We start from the raw sequence: 16,855 nt of genomic DNA on the forward strand, positions 1-16,855 counted from the left end.
TCACGATGCTTTCAGTCAAGGTTCTGGCCGGCGCGGCATTGGCGCTCGGCATCACGGCGGCTTCCGCCAGTGCTCAGGTGGTTGTCTCCTCGAAGATCGACACCGAGGGCGGCGTGCTCGGCAACATCATCCAGCTGGTGCTCAACGCCAACAACATCAAGACATCAGACCGCATCCAGCTCGGCGGCACGCCAGTGGTGCGCAAGGCGATCACCGCCGGTGAGATCGACATCTATCCCGAATACACCGGCAACGCCGCCTTTTTCTTCGAGAAGGCCGACGATCCTGTGTGGAAGGATGCCGCCAAGGCCTATGAGACGGCCAAGAAGCTTGACTATGACGCCAACAAGATCGTCTGGCTGTCGCCGTCGCCCGCCAACAACACCTGGGCGATTGCGCTGCGCAAGGAGGTCGCCGAGACCAACAAGCTCGCCACGCTTTCAGACTTCGGCAGGTACGTCGCGGGCGGCGGTCAGGTGGTGCTGGCGGCTTCCGCCGAGTTCGTCAATTCGGCGGCAGCACTTCCGGCGTTCCAGACCACCTATGGCTTCACACTGAAGCCGGACCAGCTGATCACGCTCTCCGGCGGCGACACGGCGGCGACCATCGCCGCGGCAGCCAACCAGACCAATGGCGCCAACGCGGCCATGGTCTACGGCACCGATGGCGGCATCGCGCCGTCTGGCCTCGTCGTGCTCGACGATGACAAGGGCGTCCAGCCGGTCTACCAGCCGGCGCCGATCATCCGCGAAGCGGTGCTGAAACAACACCCCGAGATCGAGACGCTGCTGAAGCCGGTCTTCGCCAAGCTCGACCTCGTCACGCTGCAGGAACTGAACGGGCGCGTGCAGGTCGGCGGCGAGCCGGTCAAGGGAGTCGCCGAAGACTTCCTCAAGAAGAACGGGTTTTTGAAATAGTCTGCACCTAGCTCATAGTGACACCGGTGCAAGGCACCTCCCTCTGGAAGCTGCTGATCTCCCCACTTGCGGGGGAGATGTCCGGCAGGACAGAGGGGGGTGCTGCCCCGCCGACCTCTCAAACCGTCAAAGGTGCGTGCCTCGACAGGGTTGCTTCTGAACAAGCCGCTCGAAAGTTGGCGATCCTTCACACCCCCCTCTGGCCTGCCGGCCATCTCCCCCGCAAGGGGGGAGATTGGATATCGCGTCGGCTTTCGCTAATCCCCAGAGAGAGCTGCGAGACGTGGCAAATCGCTCCTCATGAGGGGCAGCCATGACCCTCCGCTTCGACAAGCTCGGCGTGGTGATCGCCGCGATATCAGCCTACGCGGCTTTTGCGGCGCCCTTTGCCACGTTCCGTGCCAACCGCATCGTCCCCGGTCAGGCGCGCTCGATTATCGAGGCATTGCCGGCAGCGACCGGGCCGATGCTGCTCGCCATCATAGTCGCCGCGGCACTTGTCGCGCTGTTCAGGACACCGCTCGCGCTGCGCCTGGCAGCCAGCGCGGTGGCGCTTGCCGCACTCGCGCTGCTGATCGGCGTCGCCGGCACATTTCTCACGCCGGCGGGCAACACCTTTGCGAGAATTTCGCCGGCCTCCGGTTTCTGGAGTCTCATCTTTGCCTTCACGCTCTTGCTCGCCGACGTGCTGACACGGCTGAATCTGTCGCCCTGGGCGAGGGTTGGCGCGCTCGTGGTCGCGGCTTTGGCGATCGGTCTGTTGTTGATTTCGGGAAGCTGGGACAATCTGTCGATCCTGAAGGAATATTTCAACCGCGCCGACAGTTTCTGGATCGAAGGTTCCAAGCACGTGACGCTGGCGCTTGGTTCGCTGCTTGCCGCGGTGGTTGTCGGCCTGCCGCTCGGCATCCTCTGCCATCGCGTCGAAGGGCTGCGCGCCGGCGTGCTCAACGTACTCAACATCATCCAGACCATTCCCTCGATCGCGCTGTTCGGCCTGCTGATCGCGCCGCTCGGCTGGGTTGCCACGCATGTGCCGGGGGCTGCTGCCCTCGGCATTCGCGGCATCGGCACCGCGCCCGCCTTCGTCGCGCTTTTCCTTTATTCGCTGCTGCCGGTTGTGGCCAACACCGTGGTCGGTCTCGCCGGTGTGCCGCGGGCCGCCAACGACGCCGCGCGCGGCATGGGCATGACCGAGAGGCAGCGCCTGTTCGGCGTCGAGTTTCCGCTGGCTTTTCCTGTCATCCTCACCGGCATCCGCATCGTCTTGGTGCAGAACATCGGCCTTGCCACCATTGCCGCTCTGATCGGTGGCGGCGGTTATGGCGTGTTCGTCTTTCAGGGTGTCGGCCAGACGGCGATGGACCTTGTGCTGCTCGGCGCGGTGCCGACGGTGGCACTCGCCTTCGCCGCCGCCATCGTCCTCGACGCGGTGATCGAAATGACCGCCACCAAGCGCAGGGTTGAAACGGCATGATCGAGATCGAAGGCATTACCAAGCGCTACGACGCAACGACGGTGGTCGATGATGTCTCGATGGTCATCGAGCCGCGCACCATCGCCGTTATCGTCGGCACGTCCGGATCGGGCAAGACGACGCTCCTGCGCATGATCAACCGGCTGGTCGAACCGACCTCGGGCATCATCAAGCTCGACGGCGCCGACAATCGTTCGCTGCCCGGTTACGAACTGCGCCGCAGCATCGGCTACGCGATCCAGGGCCACGGCCTGTTTCCGCATCGTACGGTGGCGCAGAACATTGCCACCGTGCCGGTGCTGCTCGGCTGGGACAAAGACCGCATCAAGGCCCGCGTCGACGAACTGATGACGCTTTACCAGCTCGATCCCGAAGTCTTCGGGCCGCGCTATCCGCACGAACTGTCCGGCGGCCAGCAGCAGCGCGTCGGCGTTGCCCGCGCGCTCGCCGCCGAGCCCAACGTGCTGTTGATGGACGAACCGTTCGGCGCGCTGGACCCGATCATCCGCACCAAGGCGCAAGAGGATCTGCTGGCGATCCAGAAGCGCTTCGGCACCACCATCATCCTCGTCACGCACGATATGGAAGAGGCCGTGCATTTGGGCGACAAGATTGCGGTGATGGACGCCGGCAAGCTTGTGCAATACGCAAAGCCCGCCGAAATCCTGGCGAAGCCGGCAAGCGCCTTCGTCGAAACCCTGGTCGGCGCCAGCGAGCGGCCGTTCCGGTTGCTGTCTCTCGGCCGCGTGCGCGACGCCGTGGAGAAAGGCGCCGCCGAAGGCGAAGCGATCCCCGGCGACGCCAGCCAGCGCGATGCACTGGCTGAATTGCTGTGGTCAGGCAGGCCGGCGCTGCCCGTCAAAGGCGCCGACGGCAAGCCGCTTGGCCGCGTCACGGTCGACGGTCTGGTGAAACGCGCGGCGAGGCCGGCATGAAGGCCTGGCCTCCATCGCTGCTCAGGCTAGCCTTGGTGGTGCTGCTCGTTGCTTTCGTCACCAATCCCGGCTGGTTCGAGCCGCTGCTGAAGCCGCTGACAGAGAACAACGCGCCGGTAATCTACAACCAGGGCAGCCTGCTGACGCTGACATTGCTGCATTTGCGCACCGTCCTGATCGCCACCGTGGCCGCGACCATCATCGCTGTAGCGCTTGCCATCCTGGTCACCAGGCCGGCCGGCGCCGAATTCCTGCCGCTGTCGCGCAGCCTGGTCAACATCGGCCAGACCTTTCCGCCGGTGGCGGTACTGGCGCTTGCCGTGCCGGCCGTCGGCTTCGGCGAGAGGCCGACCCTGATCGCGCTGTTTCTCTACGGCCTGCTGCCGATCTTCGAAAATGCGCTGACCGGCCTGACGACGCTGCCGGCCAATGTCGTCGAGGCGGCGCGCGGTGCCGGCATGACCGGCTGGCAAAGGCTCACCAAGGTCGAGCTGCCGCTCAGCGCCCCGATCATCCTCGGCGGCATCAGGCTGTCGGTGGTGATCAGCCTTGCCACCGCCACCATCGGCTCGACGGTGGCCGCCAGGACCCTCGGCGAAGTGATCATCGCCGGGCTGTTGTCGAACAACCTCGCCTTCGTCCTGCAGGGCGGCCTGATCGTGGCGGCCCTGGCCGTCCTGATCTATGACGGCCTGTCGGCGATCGAGCGTTACACGGCGCGCCGCATGGGCCGGGAGGCAGAGTAGCCTCGTGCTGCGTCAGGGGCCAATTTCAATCGATCTAATAGGAGGTACTGACGGCAGGTCATCGCTTGGTCCAAACCATTTGGGCGAAAGCCGGGCAAAAACCGAACAATATCTTGACGTTCGCAGCCCTGTTTCGCATACACCGCTGCGAAGAGGCGGATTCCGTGCGCGGAATCCGATCTTTGTCTCAACGGCCCAGGGAGGGGTTCTTTTGGGCCATCAATCGAGGAAAATCCGGCAATGACAATTATCTCCGCCGTCATCGCCTGCGGCCTGCTTTCAATCCTTTACGCCATCTGGGCGACACGTTCGGTCCTTGCGGCCGATCAGGGCAATGCACGCATGCAGGAAATCTCCGCGGCCATCCGCGAGGGCGCACAAGCCTATCTGGCGCGTCAGTACACCACCATCGCCATCGTTGGCGTCGTCGTCCTCGTGCTCGCCTGGTGGTTGCTGTCCATCACTGCCGCGGTCGGCTTCCTGATCGGTGCAGTGCTTTCGGGCTCCGCCGGCTTCATCGGCATGCATGTCTCCGTTCGCGCCAACGTTCGGACGGCTCAGGCCGCATCAAACAGCCTCGCTGCCGGCCTCGACATCGCGTTCAAGTCGGGCGCCATCACCGGCATGCTCGTTGCTGGCCTGGCCTTGCTTGGCGTGTCGATCTACTACCTTGTCCTGACTCACTTCTTGGGCCTTCAGCCCGATGACCGCATCGTCATCGACTCGCTGGTCTCGCTCGGCTTCGGCGCGTCGCTGATCTCGATCTTCGCCCGTCTCGGCGGCGGCATCTTCACCAAGGGCGCCGATGTCGGCGGCGATCTCGTCGGCAAGGTCGAAGCCGGTATTCCCGAGGATGATCCGCGCAACCCGGCCACCATCGCCGACAATGTCGGCGACAATGTCGGCGACTGCGCCGGCATGGCCGCCGACCTGTTCGAAACCTATGCGGTGACCGTTGTCGCCACCATGGTTCTCGGCTCCATCTTCTTTGGCGGCACCGCCGTTCTGGGTGCTGCGATGCTCTATCCGCTCGCCATTTGCGGCGCCTGCATCCTGACCTCGATCGTCGGCACTTTCTTCGTCAAGCTCGGCTCCAACGGCTCGATCATGGGCGCCCTCTACAAGGGCCTGATCGTCACCGGCCTGTTGTCCGTCGTCGGTCTCGGCGTCGCAACCTCCGTATGCCTTGGCTGGGGCGAGATCGGCACTGTCGCCGGCATGGTCATCACCGGCAAGAACCTGTTCATCTGCGGCCTGATCGGCCTCGCGGTGACCGGTCTCATCGTCGTGATCACCGAATACTACACCGGCACCAACAAGCGCCCGGTCAACTCCATTGCCCAGGCGTCGGTGACCGGTCACGGCACCAACGTCATCCAGGGCCTTGCGGTCTCGCTGGAATCGACGGCACTGCCGGCGATCGTCATCGTCGGCGGCATCATCTCGACCTATCAGCTCGCCGGGCTCTATGGCACGGCGATCGCGGTCACGACGATGCTCGGCCTTGCCGGCATGATCGTTGCGCTCGACGCCTTTGGCCCGGTCACCGACAATGCCGGCGGCATCGCTGAAATGGCCGGCCTGCCCAAGGAAGTGCGCCACTCCACCGACGCGCTCGACGCGGTCGGCAACACCACCAAGGCGGTGACCAAGGGCTACGCCATCGGTTCGGCCGGCCTCGGCGCGCTGGTGCTGTTCGCCGCTTATTCGAACGACCTGAAGTTCTTTGCCGCCAATGGCGACAAATATCCCTACTTCCAGGGCATGGGCGAGATCTCCTTCGATCTCTCCAACCCTTACGTCGTCGCCGGTCTGATCTTCGGCGGCCTGATCCCGTATCTGTTCGGCGGCATCGCCATGACGGCTGTCGGCCGTGCGGCCGGCGCCATCGTCGAGGAGGTGCGCAAGCAGTTCCGCGAGGATCCGGGCATCATGGCCGGCACCTCCAAGCCGAACTACGCCCGCGCGGTCGATCTTCTGACAAAGGCGGCGATCCGGGAAATGATCATCCCGTCTCTGCTGCCGGTGCTGGCGCCGCTCGTCGTCTATTTCGGCGTGCTGCTGATCTCGGGCTCGAAGGCGTCCGCCTTTGCAGCGCTGGGAGCCTCGCTGCTCGGCGTCATCGTCAACGGCCTGTTCGTCGCTATCTCGATGACCTCGGGTGGCGGCGCCTGGGACAACGCCAAGAAGTCCTTCGAGGACGGCTTCGTCGACAAGGACGGCGTCAAGCACCGCAAGGGCTCCGAGGCGCACAAGGCTTCGGTGACCGGCGACACGGTCGGCGATCCCTACAAGGACACCGCTGGCCCGGCCGTCAACCCGGCGATCAAGATCACCAACATCGTGGCTCTCCTGCTGCTGGCCGTACTCGCGCACGGCTGATCGAAGAGCATTGGTCGAAACAAAACCCGCGGGAGCGATCCCGCGGGTTTTGCTATTGAACGATAACGACGCCGATCCCTCAGTGCTTCTTCTTGGCCCGGCCTTCGCTGCGTTCGCGATAACGCAAGCGTCCAAGCCTGGCCGGCGTCTCGACTGTCGGCCACCCCAATTCTGTTTGGCGAGCATACCGCCGTCTCGCCTTGACCGTGGCCACAACAAAAACCCGCAGGATCGCTCCCGCGGGTTTTTGGTCGCCTGAGATGGTGCTGCCCTCCTCAAGGGAAGGCGGTCTGAGATCAGGGAGTGCCGCCGCCGGGAACGCCGGGGGCCAGCTTGCTGGCGCCGTTGATGATCTGGCTGAGGAAGTTCTGGTCCTTGCCGCCGGTCGGTGTGGTGCGCGAGATGAAGTCGAAAATCTTGCCGTCCTTCAAGCCATATTTGGCGATCTGGGTGACGCGGCCGTCGGCGCCGAAATAGACCGCCAGCACCTTCTGGTCGATGAGCCTCGGCTTGTCGAAGGCCACGTAGCGCTTGCGCGTCTGCGAAATGTAGTAGAATGCCTCATTGTCGAAGGTCGCCGTCGTCGACGGCGTGCCGAGCGCCAGCAGCACCTGCTCGCGGCTTGAACCGACGGGCACCGAATCGATTGCCTGCTGGTCGATGACATACCCTTGCGTCAGCGTCTCGCTCGGGCTGAGGTCACCGATCATCTTGGAGGTGTGGCAGGCGGAAAGCGCCGAAATGATAACCAGCAGCGAGATTGCGCCGGCGGGCCTGGACGAGTAGGTCGACTTGAAATTCAGCGCGCGCAACAACAACTCCATTAGCTGGCCGCAACTTGCGCTGGGCCGCGAAACCGGTAAACCAGCTTGCTTGCCGATGCAACAAGGCCACTTCAACAAACGGTCCCCAGGAGACCATCCCCAATGTTCCAGCGCCTTTTTGGCCGCGAACGCCACGCCAACCGCGCTATCACCGAGGCGCTTTACGCACAAATCGTGGCGGCCGCGCGGCAGACCGTGTTTTATTCCCATTGGAATGTGCCGGACACGCCGCTTGGCCGTTTCGAGATGCTGTCGCTGCACATGTTCCTGTTCCAGCACCGGTTGCGCGGCGAGGGTGGCGTGGCGCAAGAGGTTGCCCAGGTGCTGATCGACGAGTTCTTCCTCGACGTGGATCATTCGCTGCGGGAATTGGGCGTTGGCGATGTCGGTGTACCCAAGCGCATGAAAAAGTTGGCAAGGATGTTTTATGGCCGAACCGCCGCATATGACGATGCGCTGGAAAGAAATGACCGCAACGGGCTCACCGCAGCCCTTGCCCGCAATGTCCGGCCCGACTCCGGCGCCTGGCCGGAAGCATCGCTCCTTGCCAACTACGTCACCGATGCTCGCGATCAACTGGCCGCGCAGTCATCCGAATCGATTGTCGCCGGCACGCTGGCGTTTCCCGTCGCCAAGGGAGATTGAACAATGAAGCACGTTGACCTGCAAAGCCCGGTATCCTTCCGCGCAAACGTCACTCGCCTGCCGCAGAAGGGTCTGCCGGTGGTTATCGAGGCCGATGCCGCACAGCGTGCAGCGCTGGCCGAGGAGCACGGGCTGATTTCGGTCGAATCCTATCGCGCCGAGCTTCTGGTGGCGTCATGGAAGCGCAATGGCGTGAAGGTCAGCGGTCGCGTCGAAGCCGACATCACCCAGGCCTGTATCGTCACGCTCGAGCCCGTCGAGGCGCATATCGACGAACCGGTCGAAGCGCTGTTGCTGCCTGAGGACTCCAAGCTTGGACGGCAGGGTTTCGAGGGTGGCGGCGAGATCCTGCTCGACGCCGAAGGCCCTGACAGTCCCGAAACGTTTTCCGGTGACACGATCGATGTCGGGGCACTTGCCGAACAGTACTTCGGACTGGCCATCGACCCTTATCCGCGCAAGCAGGGTGCCTCGCTGGCGGCCGGCAGCGAGACCGAACCGGCGGAGAATGAATTTCAGCAAAAACTGCGATCCTTGCTGGGAAAATCCTGAAAACCTCGCCCGTGACGGAAAAGCCGGTTGTGCGGCAGCCCAAAACCGTTATTTTCGCCGAACCTTCGGGGTCGCTGAAGCGACCTGCCGCCTAACCGTGAGATAAATACCGCGTGATCAGGATTTCCATCGATGCCATGGGCGGCGATCACGGACCAGCCGTGGTCATTCCGGCGCTCATGACCGTCGCGACCCGCCGTCCCGACATCCGCTTCGTCATCTTCGGGCGTGAGGAGGTCGTGCGCCCGGAACTCGCCAAATTTCCGAAGCTCGCAGCGGTCACCGAGTTCTTCCATTGCGAGGTAGCGGTCAGGATGGACGACAAGCCGAGCCAGGCGCTGCGCCAGGGCCGCTGGAAGTCGTCGATGTGGAAGGCGGTGGAAGCGGTCAAGGCCGGCACGGCGGACGCCTGCATTTCCGCCGGCAACACCGGCGCGCTGATGGCGATGTCGAAATTCTGCCTGCGCACCATGGCCACCATCGATCGCCCGGCGATCGCGGCCCTGTGGCCGACATTGCGGGGCGAAAGCGTGGTGTTGGACGTTGGCGCCACCATCGGCGCCGATGCGCACCAGCTGATCGACTTTGCCATTCTGGGCACCGGCATGGCGCGCTCGGTCTTCGGCGTCGCCAGGCCGACCGTTGGCCTGCTCAATGTGGGGGTTGAGGAGATCAAGGGCCAGGAAGAGGTCAAGGAGGCCGGGCGCATGCTGCGCGAAGCCAACATGGCCTCGATGAACTATCATGGTTTCGTCGAGGGCGACGACATCGGCAAGGGCGTGGTCGACGTTGTCGTCACCGAAGGCTTTGCCGGCAACATCGCGCTGAAAACGGCGGAAGGCACGGTGCGCCAGATCAGTGGTTATCTGCGCGCGGCGATGAGCCGGACGCTGATGGCCAGGATCGGCTACATTTTCGCCAAGGGCGCTTTCGATCGCCTGCGCGAAAAGATGGATGTCGGCCGCTCCAACGGCGGCGTCTTCCTTGGACTGAACGGCATCGTGGTGAAAAGCCACGGCGGTGCCGATTCGGACGGCTTCGCCGCGGCGATCGAGCTTGGCTATGATATGGTGCGCAACAATCTGCTCGACCGCATCGAGGCCGACCTCCACCTGTTCCATGCGCGCAACCCGCATGCCCAGGCAAACAGGAAATCCGACGTCGTTACCGACGCAAAGGAATAGGAAAGAACTTTGATCAGATCAGTCGTGCGCGGCACGGGCGCCGCGCTGCCCCGCAGAATCATGAAGAATGCCGATTTCGAAGGCATGGTCGAAACATCCGACGAGTGGATCGCGCAGCGCACCGGCATTCGCCAGCGCCATATCGCTGGGGATGACGAGACCACGGCTTCGCTCGGTGAGGCGGCGGCGCGCGCAGCACTTGCCAATGCGGGTCTAACGCCTGCCGACATCGATCTGGTCGTGCTGGCGACCTCGACGCCCAACAACACCTTCCCGGCCACCGCTGTCGATATCCAGAACCGGCTCGGCATGCATCACGGCTTTGCCTTCGATCTGCAGGCGGTCTGCTCGGGCTTTGTCTATGCCGTGGCCACCGCCGATCTCTACATCCGCGGCGGCCTCGCCAAGCGCGTCCTGGTCATCGGCTCGGAAACGTTCTCGCGCATCCTCGACTGGAGCGACCGCTCGACCTGCGTGCTGTTCGGCGACGGCGCCGGTGCCGTGGTCGTGGAAGCCGGCGAGGGGACTGGCGCAATCGCCGACCGTGGCGTGCTGGCGGCCAGCCTGCGCTCGGACGGTACTCACAAGGACAAGCTTTTCGTCGACGGCGGGCCGTCGACCACGGGCACCGTCGGCCACCTCCGAATGGAGGGCCGCGAAGTCTTCAAGCATGCGGTGGGCATGATTACCGACGTCATCGAAGCGACGTTCGCGCAAGCCGGCATCACCGCCGATGACCTCGATTGGTTCGTGCCGCACCAGGCCAATAAACGAATTATTGACGCTTCCGCCAAGAAGCTCGGGATAGCCGAGCAAAAGGTGGTGGTCACGGTCGATTTGCACGGTAACACCTCGGCTGCTTCCGTGCCCCTGGCGCTTTCGGTGGCCGTCGCGGACGGCCGCATCAAGAAGGGCGATCTGGTGCTTCTGGAGGCCATGGGTGGCGGCTTCACCTGGGGTGCGGTCCTGGTTCGCTGGTAAGTGCCAAACGGTCCGGTTTCGGTCCTTGACCTTGCCGGATCAATTACTTAGGCTCTATCGTTGTTGTGCCGAATTTTATGTTTTGAGCTGATGGGACGGTCGGATGGGGGGAAAGACACTTACGCGCGCCGACCTTGCCGAGGCGGTTTACCGGAAGGTCGGCCTGTCGCGCACTGAATCGGCCGAACTCGTCGAAGCGGTGCTGGACGAAATCTGCGAGGCGATCGTCCGTGGCGAGACGGTGAAGCTGTCGTCCTTCGCGACGTTCCACGTTCGCTCCAAGAACGAGCGCATCGGCCGCAATCCGAAGACCGGCGAAGAAGTGCCGATCCTGCCGCGCCGGGTGATGACCTTCAAGTCGTCGAACGTCCTGAAGAACCGTATCTTGCGCTCCCACCAAAGCGGCAAGGCCAAAAGCGGCAAGTAGACCATCGCGCGGTTGAAAACCGCCGCCGCCATGACGCCGGGCTTGAATATTGCTTCATAAACCGCTGAAATGAGACCCGATTCGGCAGGACAAGCCGGATCATCGTCCAGCGTGAGGATTCGCCCATGGACAAGAGCCCCGACGCCTTTCGTACCATCAGCGAGGTCGCTGAGGATCTCGATTTGCCGCAGCATGTGCTGCGCTTCTGGGAAACGCGTTTCACCCAGATCAAGCCGATGAAGCGCGGCGGCGGTCGTCGTTACTATCGGCCGCAGGATGTCGAACTGATCAAGGGCATCCGCCACATGCTCTACGACCAGGGCTATACCATCAAGGGCGTGCAGAAGCTGTTGCGCGAGAACGGCAACCATTTCCTGGTCGCCATCGGCAGTGGCGACATGGCGGCCGTCGAGGCGATCTCGCAGCGAAAGCAGGCCGATCAAGTGCCGTTGACTCCCGCGGCCCAGCCGCGCGGCATGGACGACGAACTGGTTGGCCAGCCGCGCGTCAAACCCAGCCGCCGCTTTTTCGGCCTTGGCAAGAGCGACGAGGACGGTCCGGTGCAGCCGGACGCGTCGAAACTCTCGCGCGACAATCGCGCGCTGCTGCAGGAAGCGCTGTTCGACCTTCTGGAATGCAAGCGCCTGCTTGACCAGGTGCGCTAAAGCAGTTCCAGGAGAAGTGTGAAACGGTTTTCCCGGGAAAAGCGCATAGCGCTTTCCCTTGGAAATTGCGTAAAAACAAAGAGATAGAGCTGCCCGAAGCGATATCGATATTTCGAAAACCGGAACCCGTCTTCCGATGAGGCGTTACGCTTCCTTCTAAACGTGAAGGAAACACATCATGGCATCATCTTCGACCCTCTCTGGCATGGATATCGACAGACAGGTCGCGGCTCTGACCAAGGAATTGGCCAGCCTGAGAAAGGCAGTGGCTAAGCGAGGCGGTGCCTACTACGAGGACGGTCGCGATGCCGCGCTCGACACCTATTCCGATCTTGCCGAACGTCTGCGCGATGCCATGCCGGCAATCCGCAAACGAGGCAGAGTGATCGAGAAGTCGGCCCGCGATCATCCGGCGGTAGCCGCTGCGGTCGGCCTTGTGGTGGTTGGCCTCGTCGCCAGCCTGCTGTTCAGCCGGCGCTGAGGAGTAGGCCCGGTCATTCGGATGCTGAAGATCCCCGACGCTGTCGTTCGACGAAATCGACGCGCCCGCATCGTGTCGCGCCGCAGTGCCAAGAGGAGACCAGCCTTGAACAAGTAGCCAAGGCCGGTCTTCTGGTTGGCATGCTTAGTAGGCCTTCCTCATCATCTTCTTCATGTGGTGGTGATGAACGTGATGGCGGCGATGCATCCCATGGTGGCAAACAGGGTGGTGGTGGTGACGATGATGGTGATGGCGATGATGTCTTGCCATCGGGGCCGCATCCGCGCTCGTTGCGCCGATCACCGGCACCGTGAAAGCAAGTGCAACTGCAAGCCCGAGGGCAGAGAGAAGGGACTTCTTCATGGATCGTTTCCTTTTTAGCAGGTCATCGGGTCGGTGATCCGATCGCTGCGAATGGGATTACGCCCCTGAATTTTTTCGTCAGTATCTCCCGATTGTAGAATCTTGTTTCCGGACTGTTTCTGCGCAATCCAGGGCCGCCGCCGTCATCATCGCCAGGGCCGAAACGCCGCGCCTCGCAGGCGGCTGGTTCACGATCCCGTGACGGTCCGTTTGGCTCTTGGCAAATCGCTGGCGAGCGGGCATCTTCCCGGTCGTCTCAGGCAACACTCCTCATTTGATCAAACCTTTCAGTCATGGAGTTGCCAATGCCCCATAATGCAAAAAGCGAAGCCCGCCCCGAATCGGCAATCAACGGGAGCGGGCCTGATTACAGCACCCTCAGAGCGATGCGGGAGGCCCGCGGCTACAGCGTGGAAAAGCTTTCCCTGACGTGCGGTCTGGCGGTCGACGAGATTGAGGATATCGAGAGCGGCAAGGTGACCGATCCGTTGAAGCTGCGTCGTATTGTGTCCGCGCTTCGACTTCCCCAGGAGGCCCTGATCACGCCGGCCGTGCCAACGCCGGCCGCGCAAGGTCGATCCCTGTCATAATCTGCACCAGGTGTTCCAAGGAACCCGCCAAGGCCTCCTTGGCGGGTTCTTTGTACCTGCCGCTGCATTCGCTTCAGTCTGGGGCTTGCCGATTTGTGTGTCGCGCGTGTTCATACGCGCGGCGGCCAAAATCCGCTGGAAGTCACTCTGCCGTTCATCAACTTTTGAATCATGGATTTGACGATGAGCCTGGAATCCGTTCGTGCCTTCTTCGCCACCCGCGCACCCGACATCGATGTCATCGTCACGGAAGCGAGTTCGGCGACGGTGACCTTGGCGGCGGAGGCGCATGGCGTGCTGCCGGCGCAGATCGCCAAGACGATCTGCCTGCGCGTCGGTGATCGCACCATGCTGGTGGTGACCAGCGGTATCGCCAGGCTGGACAACCGCAAGTTCAAGGACCAGTTCGGCGGCAAGCCGCGCATGCTCGACGCCGCTGAGGTTGTCGAAGCGACGAGCCATCCAGTCGGCGGTGTCTGCCCGTTCGGCCTGCCGGCGCCACTGCCGACTTTCTGTGATGTATCGCTGCGCGATTTCGACGAGGTCGTGCCGGCCGCAGGCGCCACCAATGCCGCGGTGCGGATCGCGCCACAGCGTATGATCGATCTTACCGGTGCTGAGTGGGTCGATGTCTGCCAAGGGTAGGTCAGGCCCGGTATTCGTACCGGCATGATAGGCGCCGAATTTCGGTTGACCCGACCGGGGTTATCACGATACATCGCGACCGGTCCGGAGTGTAGCGCAGCCCGGTAGCGCACTTGACTGGGGGTCAAGGGGTCGTCGGTTCGAATCCGGCCACTCCGACCATTTTGAAGCAGGACTTCCCCCGAGTCCGCATTGGCTGGAATCCGGCCAGATCAGCCAAAGTTCCAATCGGTTAGGCCTTTAGCTTCTTGCTTGAACCCGGGCAGGCCGCAACAGCCGCTGATGGCGGTATTCCAGCGCGATGGCGCCCCAGATCAGGCCGAGCAGCAGGTAGACGTGGCGCCAGTGGTCGATGTCGATGAAGGTGCCGAGCCCGATATTGCCGATGAAGGCGACATAGGCGCACAGGAGATAGGGCTGCCACGGCCGGTCGCGCAGCAGGATTCGGAAGCCGGCTGATATCGTCCATAAGACGAGCGCGAGGAACGACACGAAGCCGAGCCAGCCATAGTCCATCAGCATCTTCAGCCAGATGTCGTGGGTGTCCTCGCCAAAAATCTTGCCGAAGACCAGCGGGCCGATGCCGAACGGATGCTCCATCGCCATCTGGAAGCCGATCCCGTAGCGGGCGAAGCGGCCGAGGCGAGCGGTGTCGTAGCTCTGCTCGAGATGGGCGCGGTTGGAGAACATTTCCGAGACGCCGGGCAGCTGTAGGATGACGATCATGGCGACGACCAGCAGTGCCAGCGCGGCGATCGTCATCACCACCACGCGCAGCCGGAACATGCCGCTGGCGCTATGCAGGAAGAGGCAGCCGGTGAGCAGGACAGCCGAGACGGCGAACATGCCCCAGGCGCCGCGCGAGAAGGAAAAGAAGATGCCCGCCGTGATGATCAGCAGCGGCACTGCCAACAGCGGCATACGTGTGACCGGTCCGGTCAATAGCAGATAGAGCAGATAGATGCCGGGCAGCACCAGGAATGGTCCGAACACGTTCGGATCCTGGAAAGCGCCGGCGGCGCGGTCGTATTTGGTGAACATCTCCGCGCCCGGAAAGGCGTGGAAATAGCCGGAAATGCCAAGCAGCGAGGTTATCACCGCCGACACGACATAGGCGACGAAGATCAGCCGGTAGAGGCTAGGTTGCACCGCCGTCACCGAGGCGAAAAACACGGCGGTGAAGGCAAGAAACAACGAGACGGCGAGATAGAGCGGCGTGGTGGCGAGATCCGACATCTGCGTCATCGCCATCATGCCGCCGATGTTCATCGTCACCAGCAGCACCAGGAGCGGCATTGCCGCACGCGACACCCTGAGGCCGAACAGGGCCCAGATGGCGATCAACCCCGCCATGTAGAGCTCGTAGGGCGCCGGTTCGCTGATGACGAAGCCGGACAGGAATATGCCGAGGAAGACCGCGCATGAGGAGACCAGTGCGATCAGCTTGGCGTTGACCGCCGCGCGCGGCAAATCATGGCTGATCGCGCTCAATAGGCGTTTTCCGTGTTGAGCAGCCGCACCGGCGTCAGGAACAGGATGCGCAAGTCGAACAGCAGCGACCAGTTCTCGATGTAATAGAGGTCGTACTCCGTCCGCATGCGGATCTTCTCGTTGGTGTCCATCTCGCCGCGCCAGCCATTGATCTGCGCCCAGCCGGTGACACCGGGCTTGACCTTATGGCGCGCGAAATAGCCGTCGACCACTTCGTTGTAGAGCAGGTTGTGCGACTGCGCCGCGATGGCATGCGGGCGCGGACCGACAAGCGACAGCGAACCCAAGAGCGAGTTGAAGAACTGCGGCAACTCGTCGATCGAGGTCTTGCGGATGAAGCGGCCGACGCGGGTGACGCGCGGGTCGTTCTTGGTCACCGTCTGCTTGGCGGTCGGGTCGGCCTTGTCCGTATACATCGAACGGAACTTGTAGACCTCGATGATCTCGTTGTTGAAACCGTGCCGCTTCTGGTGGAACAGCACCGGCCCCTTGCTGTCCAGCTTGATGGCGATGGCGGTCGCCAGCATCACCGGCGAGAACACGACGATGCCGATGAGACTGAAGACGATATCGAAGGCGCGCTTGGCGACTGAATCCCAATCGTTGATAGGCTTGTCGAAAATATCGAGCATCGGCACCGAGCCGATGTAGGAATAGGCGCGCGGGCGAAATTGCAGCGCGTTGGAATGCGCCGACAGCCGGATGTCGACCGGTAGCACCCATAGTTTCTTCAGCAGCTGCAACACGCGCGATTCCGCGGTCAGCGGCAGCGACACGATCAGCATGTCGATGCGGGCGATGCGGGCGAATTCGATCAGTTCCGAGATGGTGCCGAGCTTCGGATAGCCGGCGACGATGGGCGGCGAGCGCTTGTCGCCGCGATCGTCGAAGATGCCGCAGATGCGGATGTCGTTGTAGGGCTGCTTTTCGACCGAGCGGATCAGGATTTCCGCCGCCTTGCCGCCGCCGACGATAACGGCGCGCCGCTCCATGCGACCATCGCGCGCCCAGCGCCGGATCAACTTCGACATCACCAGCCTGAGGCCGAAGATGAGGACGAAGCCGATGACGAACCAGCTGCCGAACAAAAGGCGCGAATAGTCTTGCGCCATCTTCATGGCGAACGCGGTCAACGCCATCAGCGCGAAGGCACCAGCCCAGGCGAGCAGGATGCGGCTGAAATTAGCGATCGGCCGCATCAGCGAAACAACCTGGTAGCAGTCGGTAACGTCGAGCAGAACCACGGCCAGGAAAGACGCGGCGGCGATCGTCAGCGGATACTGCCAGGCGAGATAGTTGAAGAACCCGACAAAATGGAAATAGACGGCGAGCCCAGACAGCAGCAGCAAGCCGAATTCGACCATGCGCAGGACGCCGCTGACCATGATCGGCGACATCGTATCGCGCCTGTACTGCGTAGCGACCTGGCGGGCGACATCGTTCATGCCGATGGGAGTATCGCCATCGGCCGGGCCGTCGAATTTACGCACCGCCTCTGCTGAAAAGCGGCGCGCGGGGTCGATCTCGTTCATGGGGCTTTCCGCAAGCTT

17 protein-coding genes and 1 tRNA gene are annotated in these 16,855 nt (G+C 62.7%); 15 read left to right on the plus strand and 3 right to left on the minus strand.

What is annotated here, in order from left to right; all coding sequences use genetic code 11:
• Positions 1-5: 5 nt before the first annotated feature.
• The 5 genes from osmF (at position 6) to NKJ89_RS20965 (ending at position 6,457) form a co-directional block, all read left to right on the plus strand.
• Positions 6-917: a glycine betaine ABC transporter substrate-binding protein OsmF gene (gene osmF / locus NKJ89_RS20945; protein WP_352605236.1), complete on the plus strand. Its 912-nt coding sequence runs from the start codon at positions 6-8 to the stop codon at positions 915-917.
• A gap of 313 nt (positions 918-1,230) precedes the next feature.
• Positions 1,231-2,394, plus strand: coding sequence for an ABC transporter permease (locus NKJ89_RS20950; RefSeq protein ID WP_352605238.1), 1,164 nt, complete (start codon positions 1,231-1,233; stop codon positions 2,392-2,394).
• Positions 2,391-3,329: an ABC transporter ATP-binding protein gene (locus NKJ89_RS20955; RefSeq protein ID WP_352605240.1), complete on the plus strand. Its 939-nt coding sequence runs from the start codon at positions 2,391-2,393 to the stop codon at positions 3,327-3,329. Before NKJ89_RS20950 ends, NKJ89_RS20955 begins: the two co-directional genes overlap by 4 nt.
• Positions 3,326-4,075 (plus strand): ABC transporter permease, encoded by a 750-nt coding sequence (locus tag NKJ89_RS20960; protein WP_352605242.1) that lies wholly within the window; start codon positions 3,326-3,328, stop codon positions 4,073-4,075. The genes NKJ89_RS20955 and NKJ89_RS20960 overlap by 4 nt, the downstream gene beginning before the upstream one ends.
• 240 nt (positions 4,076-4,315) lie before the next feature.
• Positions 4,316-6,457 (plus strand): sodium-translocating pyrophosphatase, encoded by a 2,142-nt coding sequence (locus NKJ89_RS20965; protein ID WP_352605244.1) that lies wholly within the window; start codon positions 4,316-4,318, stop codon positions 6,455-6,457.
• Between the two features lie 296 nt (positions 6,458-6,753).
• Here NKJ89_RS20965 and NKJ89_RS20970 read toward each other — a convergent pair whose 3' ends face one another.
• Positions 6,754-7,269: an outer membrane protein assembly factor BamE gene (locus tag NKJ89_RS20970; RefSeq protein WP_352605246.1), complete on the minus strand. Its 516-nt coding sequence runs from the start codon at positions 7,267-7,269 to the stop codon at positions 6,754-6,756.
• Between the two features lie 114 nt (positions 7,270-7,383).
• Between NKJ89_RS20970 and NKJ89_RS20975 the strand changes: the two genes are divergently transcribed.
• The 10 genes from NKJ89_RS20975 to NKJ89_RS21020 all read left to right on the plus strand — a co-directional run bounded on the left by NKJ89_RS20975 (position 7,384) and on the right by NKJ89_RS21020 (position 13,976).
• Positions 7,384-7,926, plus strand: coding sequence for a ubiquinol-cytochrome C chaperone family protein (locus NKJ89_RS20975; protein WP_023759889.1), 543 nt, complete (start codon positions 7,384-7,386; stop codon positions 7,924-7,926).
• A gap of 3 nt (positions 7,927-7,929) precedes the next feature.
• Positions 7,930-8,478: a YceD family protein gene (locus tag NKJ89_RS20980; RefSeq protein WP_352605248.1), complete on the plus strand. Its 549-nt coding sequence runs from the start codon at positions 7,930-7,932 to the stop codon at positions 8,476-8,478.
• 113 nt (positions 8,479-8,591) lie between these two features.
• Entirely contained in the window at positions 8,592-9,662 is a 1,071-nt protein-coding gene (plsX, locus tag NKJ89_RS20985; RefSeq protein ID WP_023759887.1) for a phosphate acyltransferase PlsX, read from the plus strand.
• Between the two features lie 9 nt (positions 9,663-9,671).
• Complete coding sequence (locus NKJ89_RS20990) at positions 9,672-10,643, plus strand: beta-ketoacyl-ACP synthase III (protein ID WP_023759886.1); 972 nt, start codon at positions 9,672-9,674, stop codon at positions 10,641-10,643.
• Between the two features lie 103 nt (positions 10,644-10,746).
• Entirely contained in the window at positions 10,747-11,070 is a 324-nt protein-coding gene (locus tag NKJ89_RS20995; protein ID WP_023759885.1) for an integration host factor subunit alpha, read from the plus strand.
• 125 nt (positions 11,071-11,195) lie between these two features.
• On the plus strand, positions 11,196-11,735 hold the full coding sequence (locus NKJ89_RS21000; protein ID WP_023759884.1) for a MerR family transcriptional regulator: 540 nt from the start codon (positions 11,196-11,198) through the stop codon (positions 11,733-11,735).
• Between the two features lie 178 nt (positions 11,736-11,913).
• Positions 11,914-12,216 carry a hypothetical protein gene (locus NKJ89_RS21005; protein ID WP_023759883.1) on the plus strand — a complete coding sequence of 101 codons (303 nt, stop codon included), beginning with the start codon at positions 11,914-11,916 and terminating at the stop codon, positions 12,214-12,216.
• A gap of 668 nt (positions 12,217-12,884) precedes the next feature.
• Entirely contained in the window at positions 12,885-13,169 is a 285-nt protein-coding gene (locus NKJ89_RS21010; RefSeq protein ID WP_023759881.1) for a helix-turn-helix domain-containing protein, read from the plus strand.
• A 183-nt stretch (positions 13,170-13,352) separates the two neighbouring features.
• Positions 13,353-13,814 carry a YbaK/EbsC family protein gene (locus NKJ89_RS21015; RefSeq protein WP_352605249.1) on the plus strand — a complete coding sequence of 154 codons (462 nt, stop codon included), beginning with the start codon at positions 13,353-13,355 and terminating at the stop codon, positions 13,812-13,814.
• A gap of 85 nt (positions 13,815-13,899) precedes the next feature.
• Positions 13,900-13,976 (plus strand) — tRNA-Pro (locus tag NKJ89_RS21020).
• Positions 13,977-14,054: 78 nt separating this feature from the next.
• On the opposite strand, the gene NKJ89_RS21025 is transcribed toward NKJ89_RS21020, so the two are convergent.
• Positions 14,055-15,305 carry an O-antigen ligase family protein gene (locus tag NKJ89_RS21025; RefSeq protein ID WP_352605251.1) on the minus strand — a complete coding sequence of 417 codons (1,251 nt, stop codon included), beginning with the start codon at positions 15,303-15,305 and terminating at the stop codon, positions 14,055-14,057.
• On the minus strand, positions 15,302-16,837 hold the full coding sequence (locus NKJ89_RS21030; RefSeq protein ID WP_352605253.1) for an undecaprenyl-phosphate glucose phosphotransferase: 1,536 nt from the start codon (positions 16,835-16,837) through the stop codon (positions 15,302-15,304). The genes NKJ89_RS21025 and NKJ89_RS21030 overlap by 4 nt, the downstream gene beginning before the upstream one ends.
• Positions 16,838-16,855 lie beyond the last annotated feature (18 nt).

It is taken from the genome of Mesorhizobium sp. M0047 (assembly GCF_040323315.1).
Lineage (GTDB): Bacteria > Pseudomonadota > Alphaproteobacteria > Rhizobiales > Rhizobiaceae > Mesorhizobium.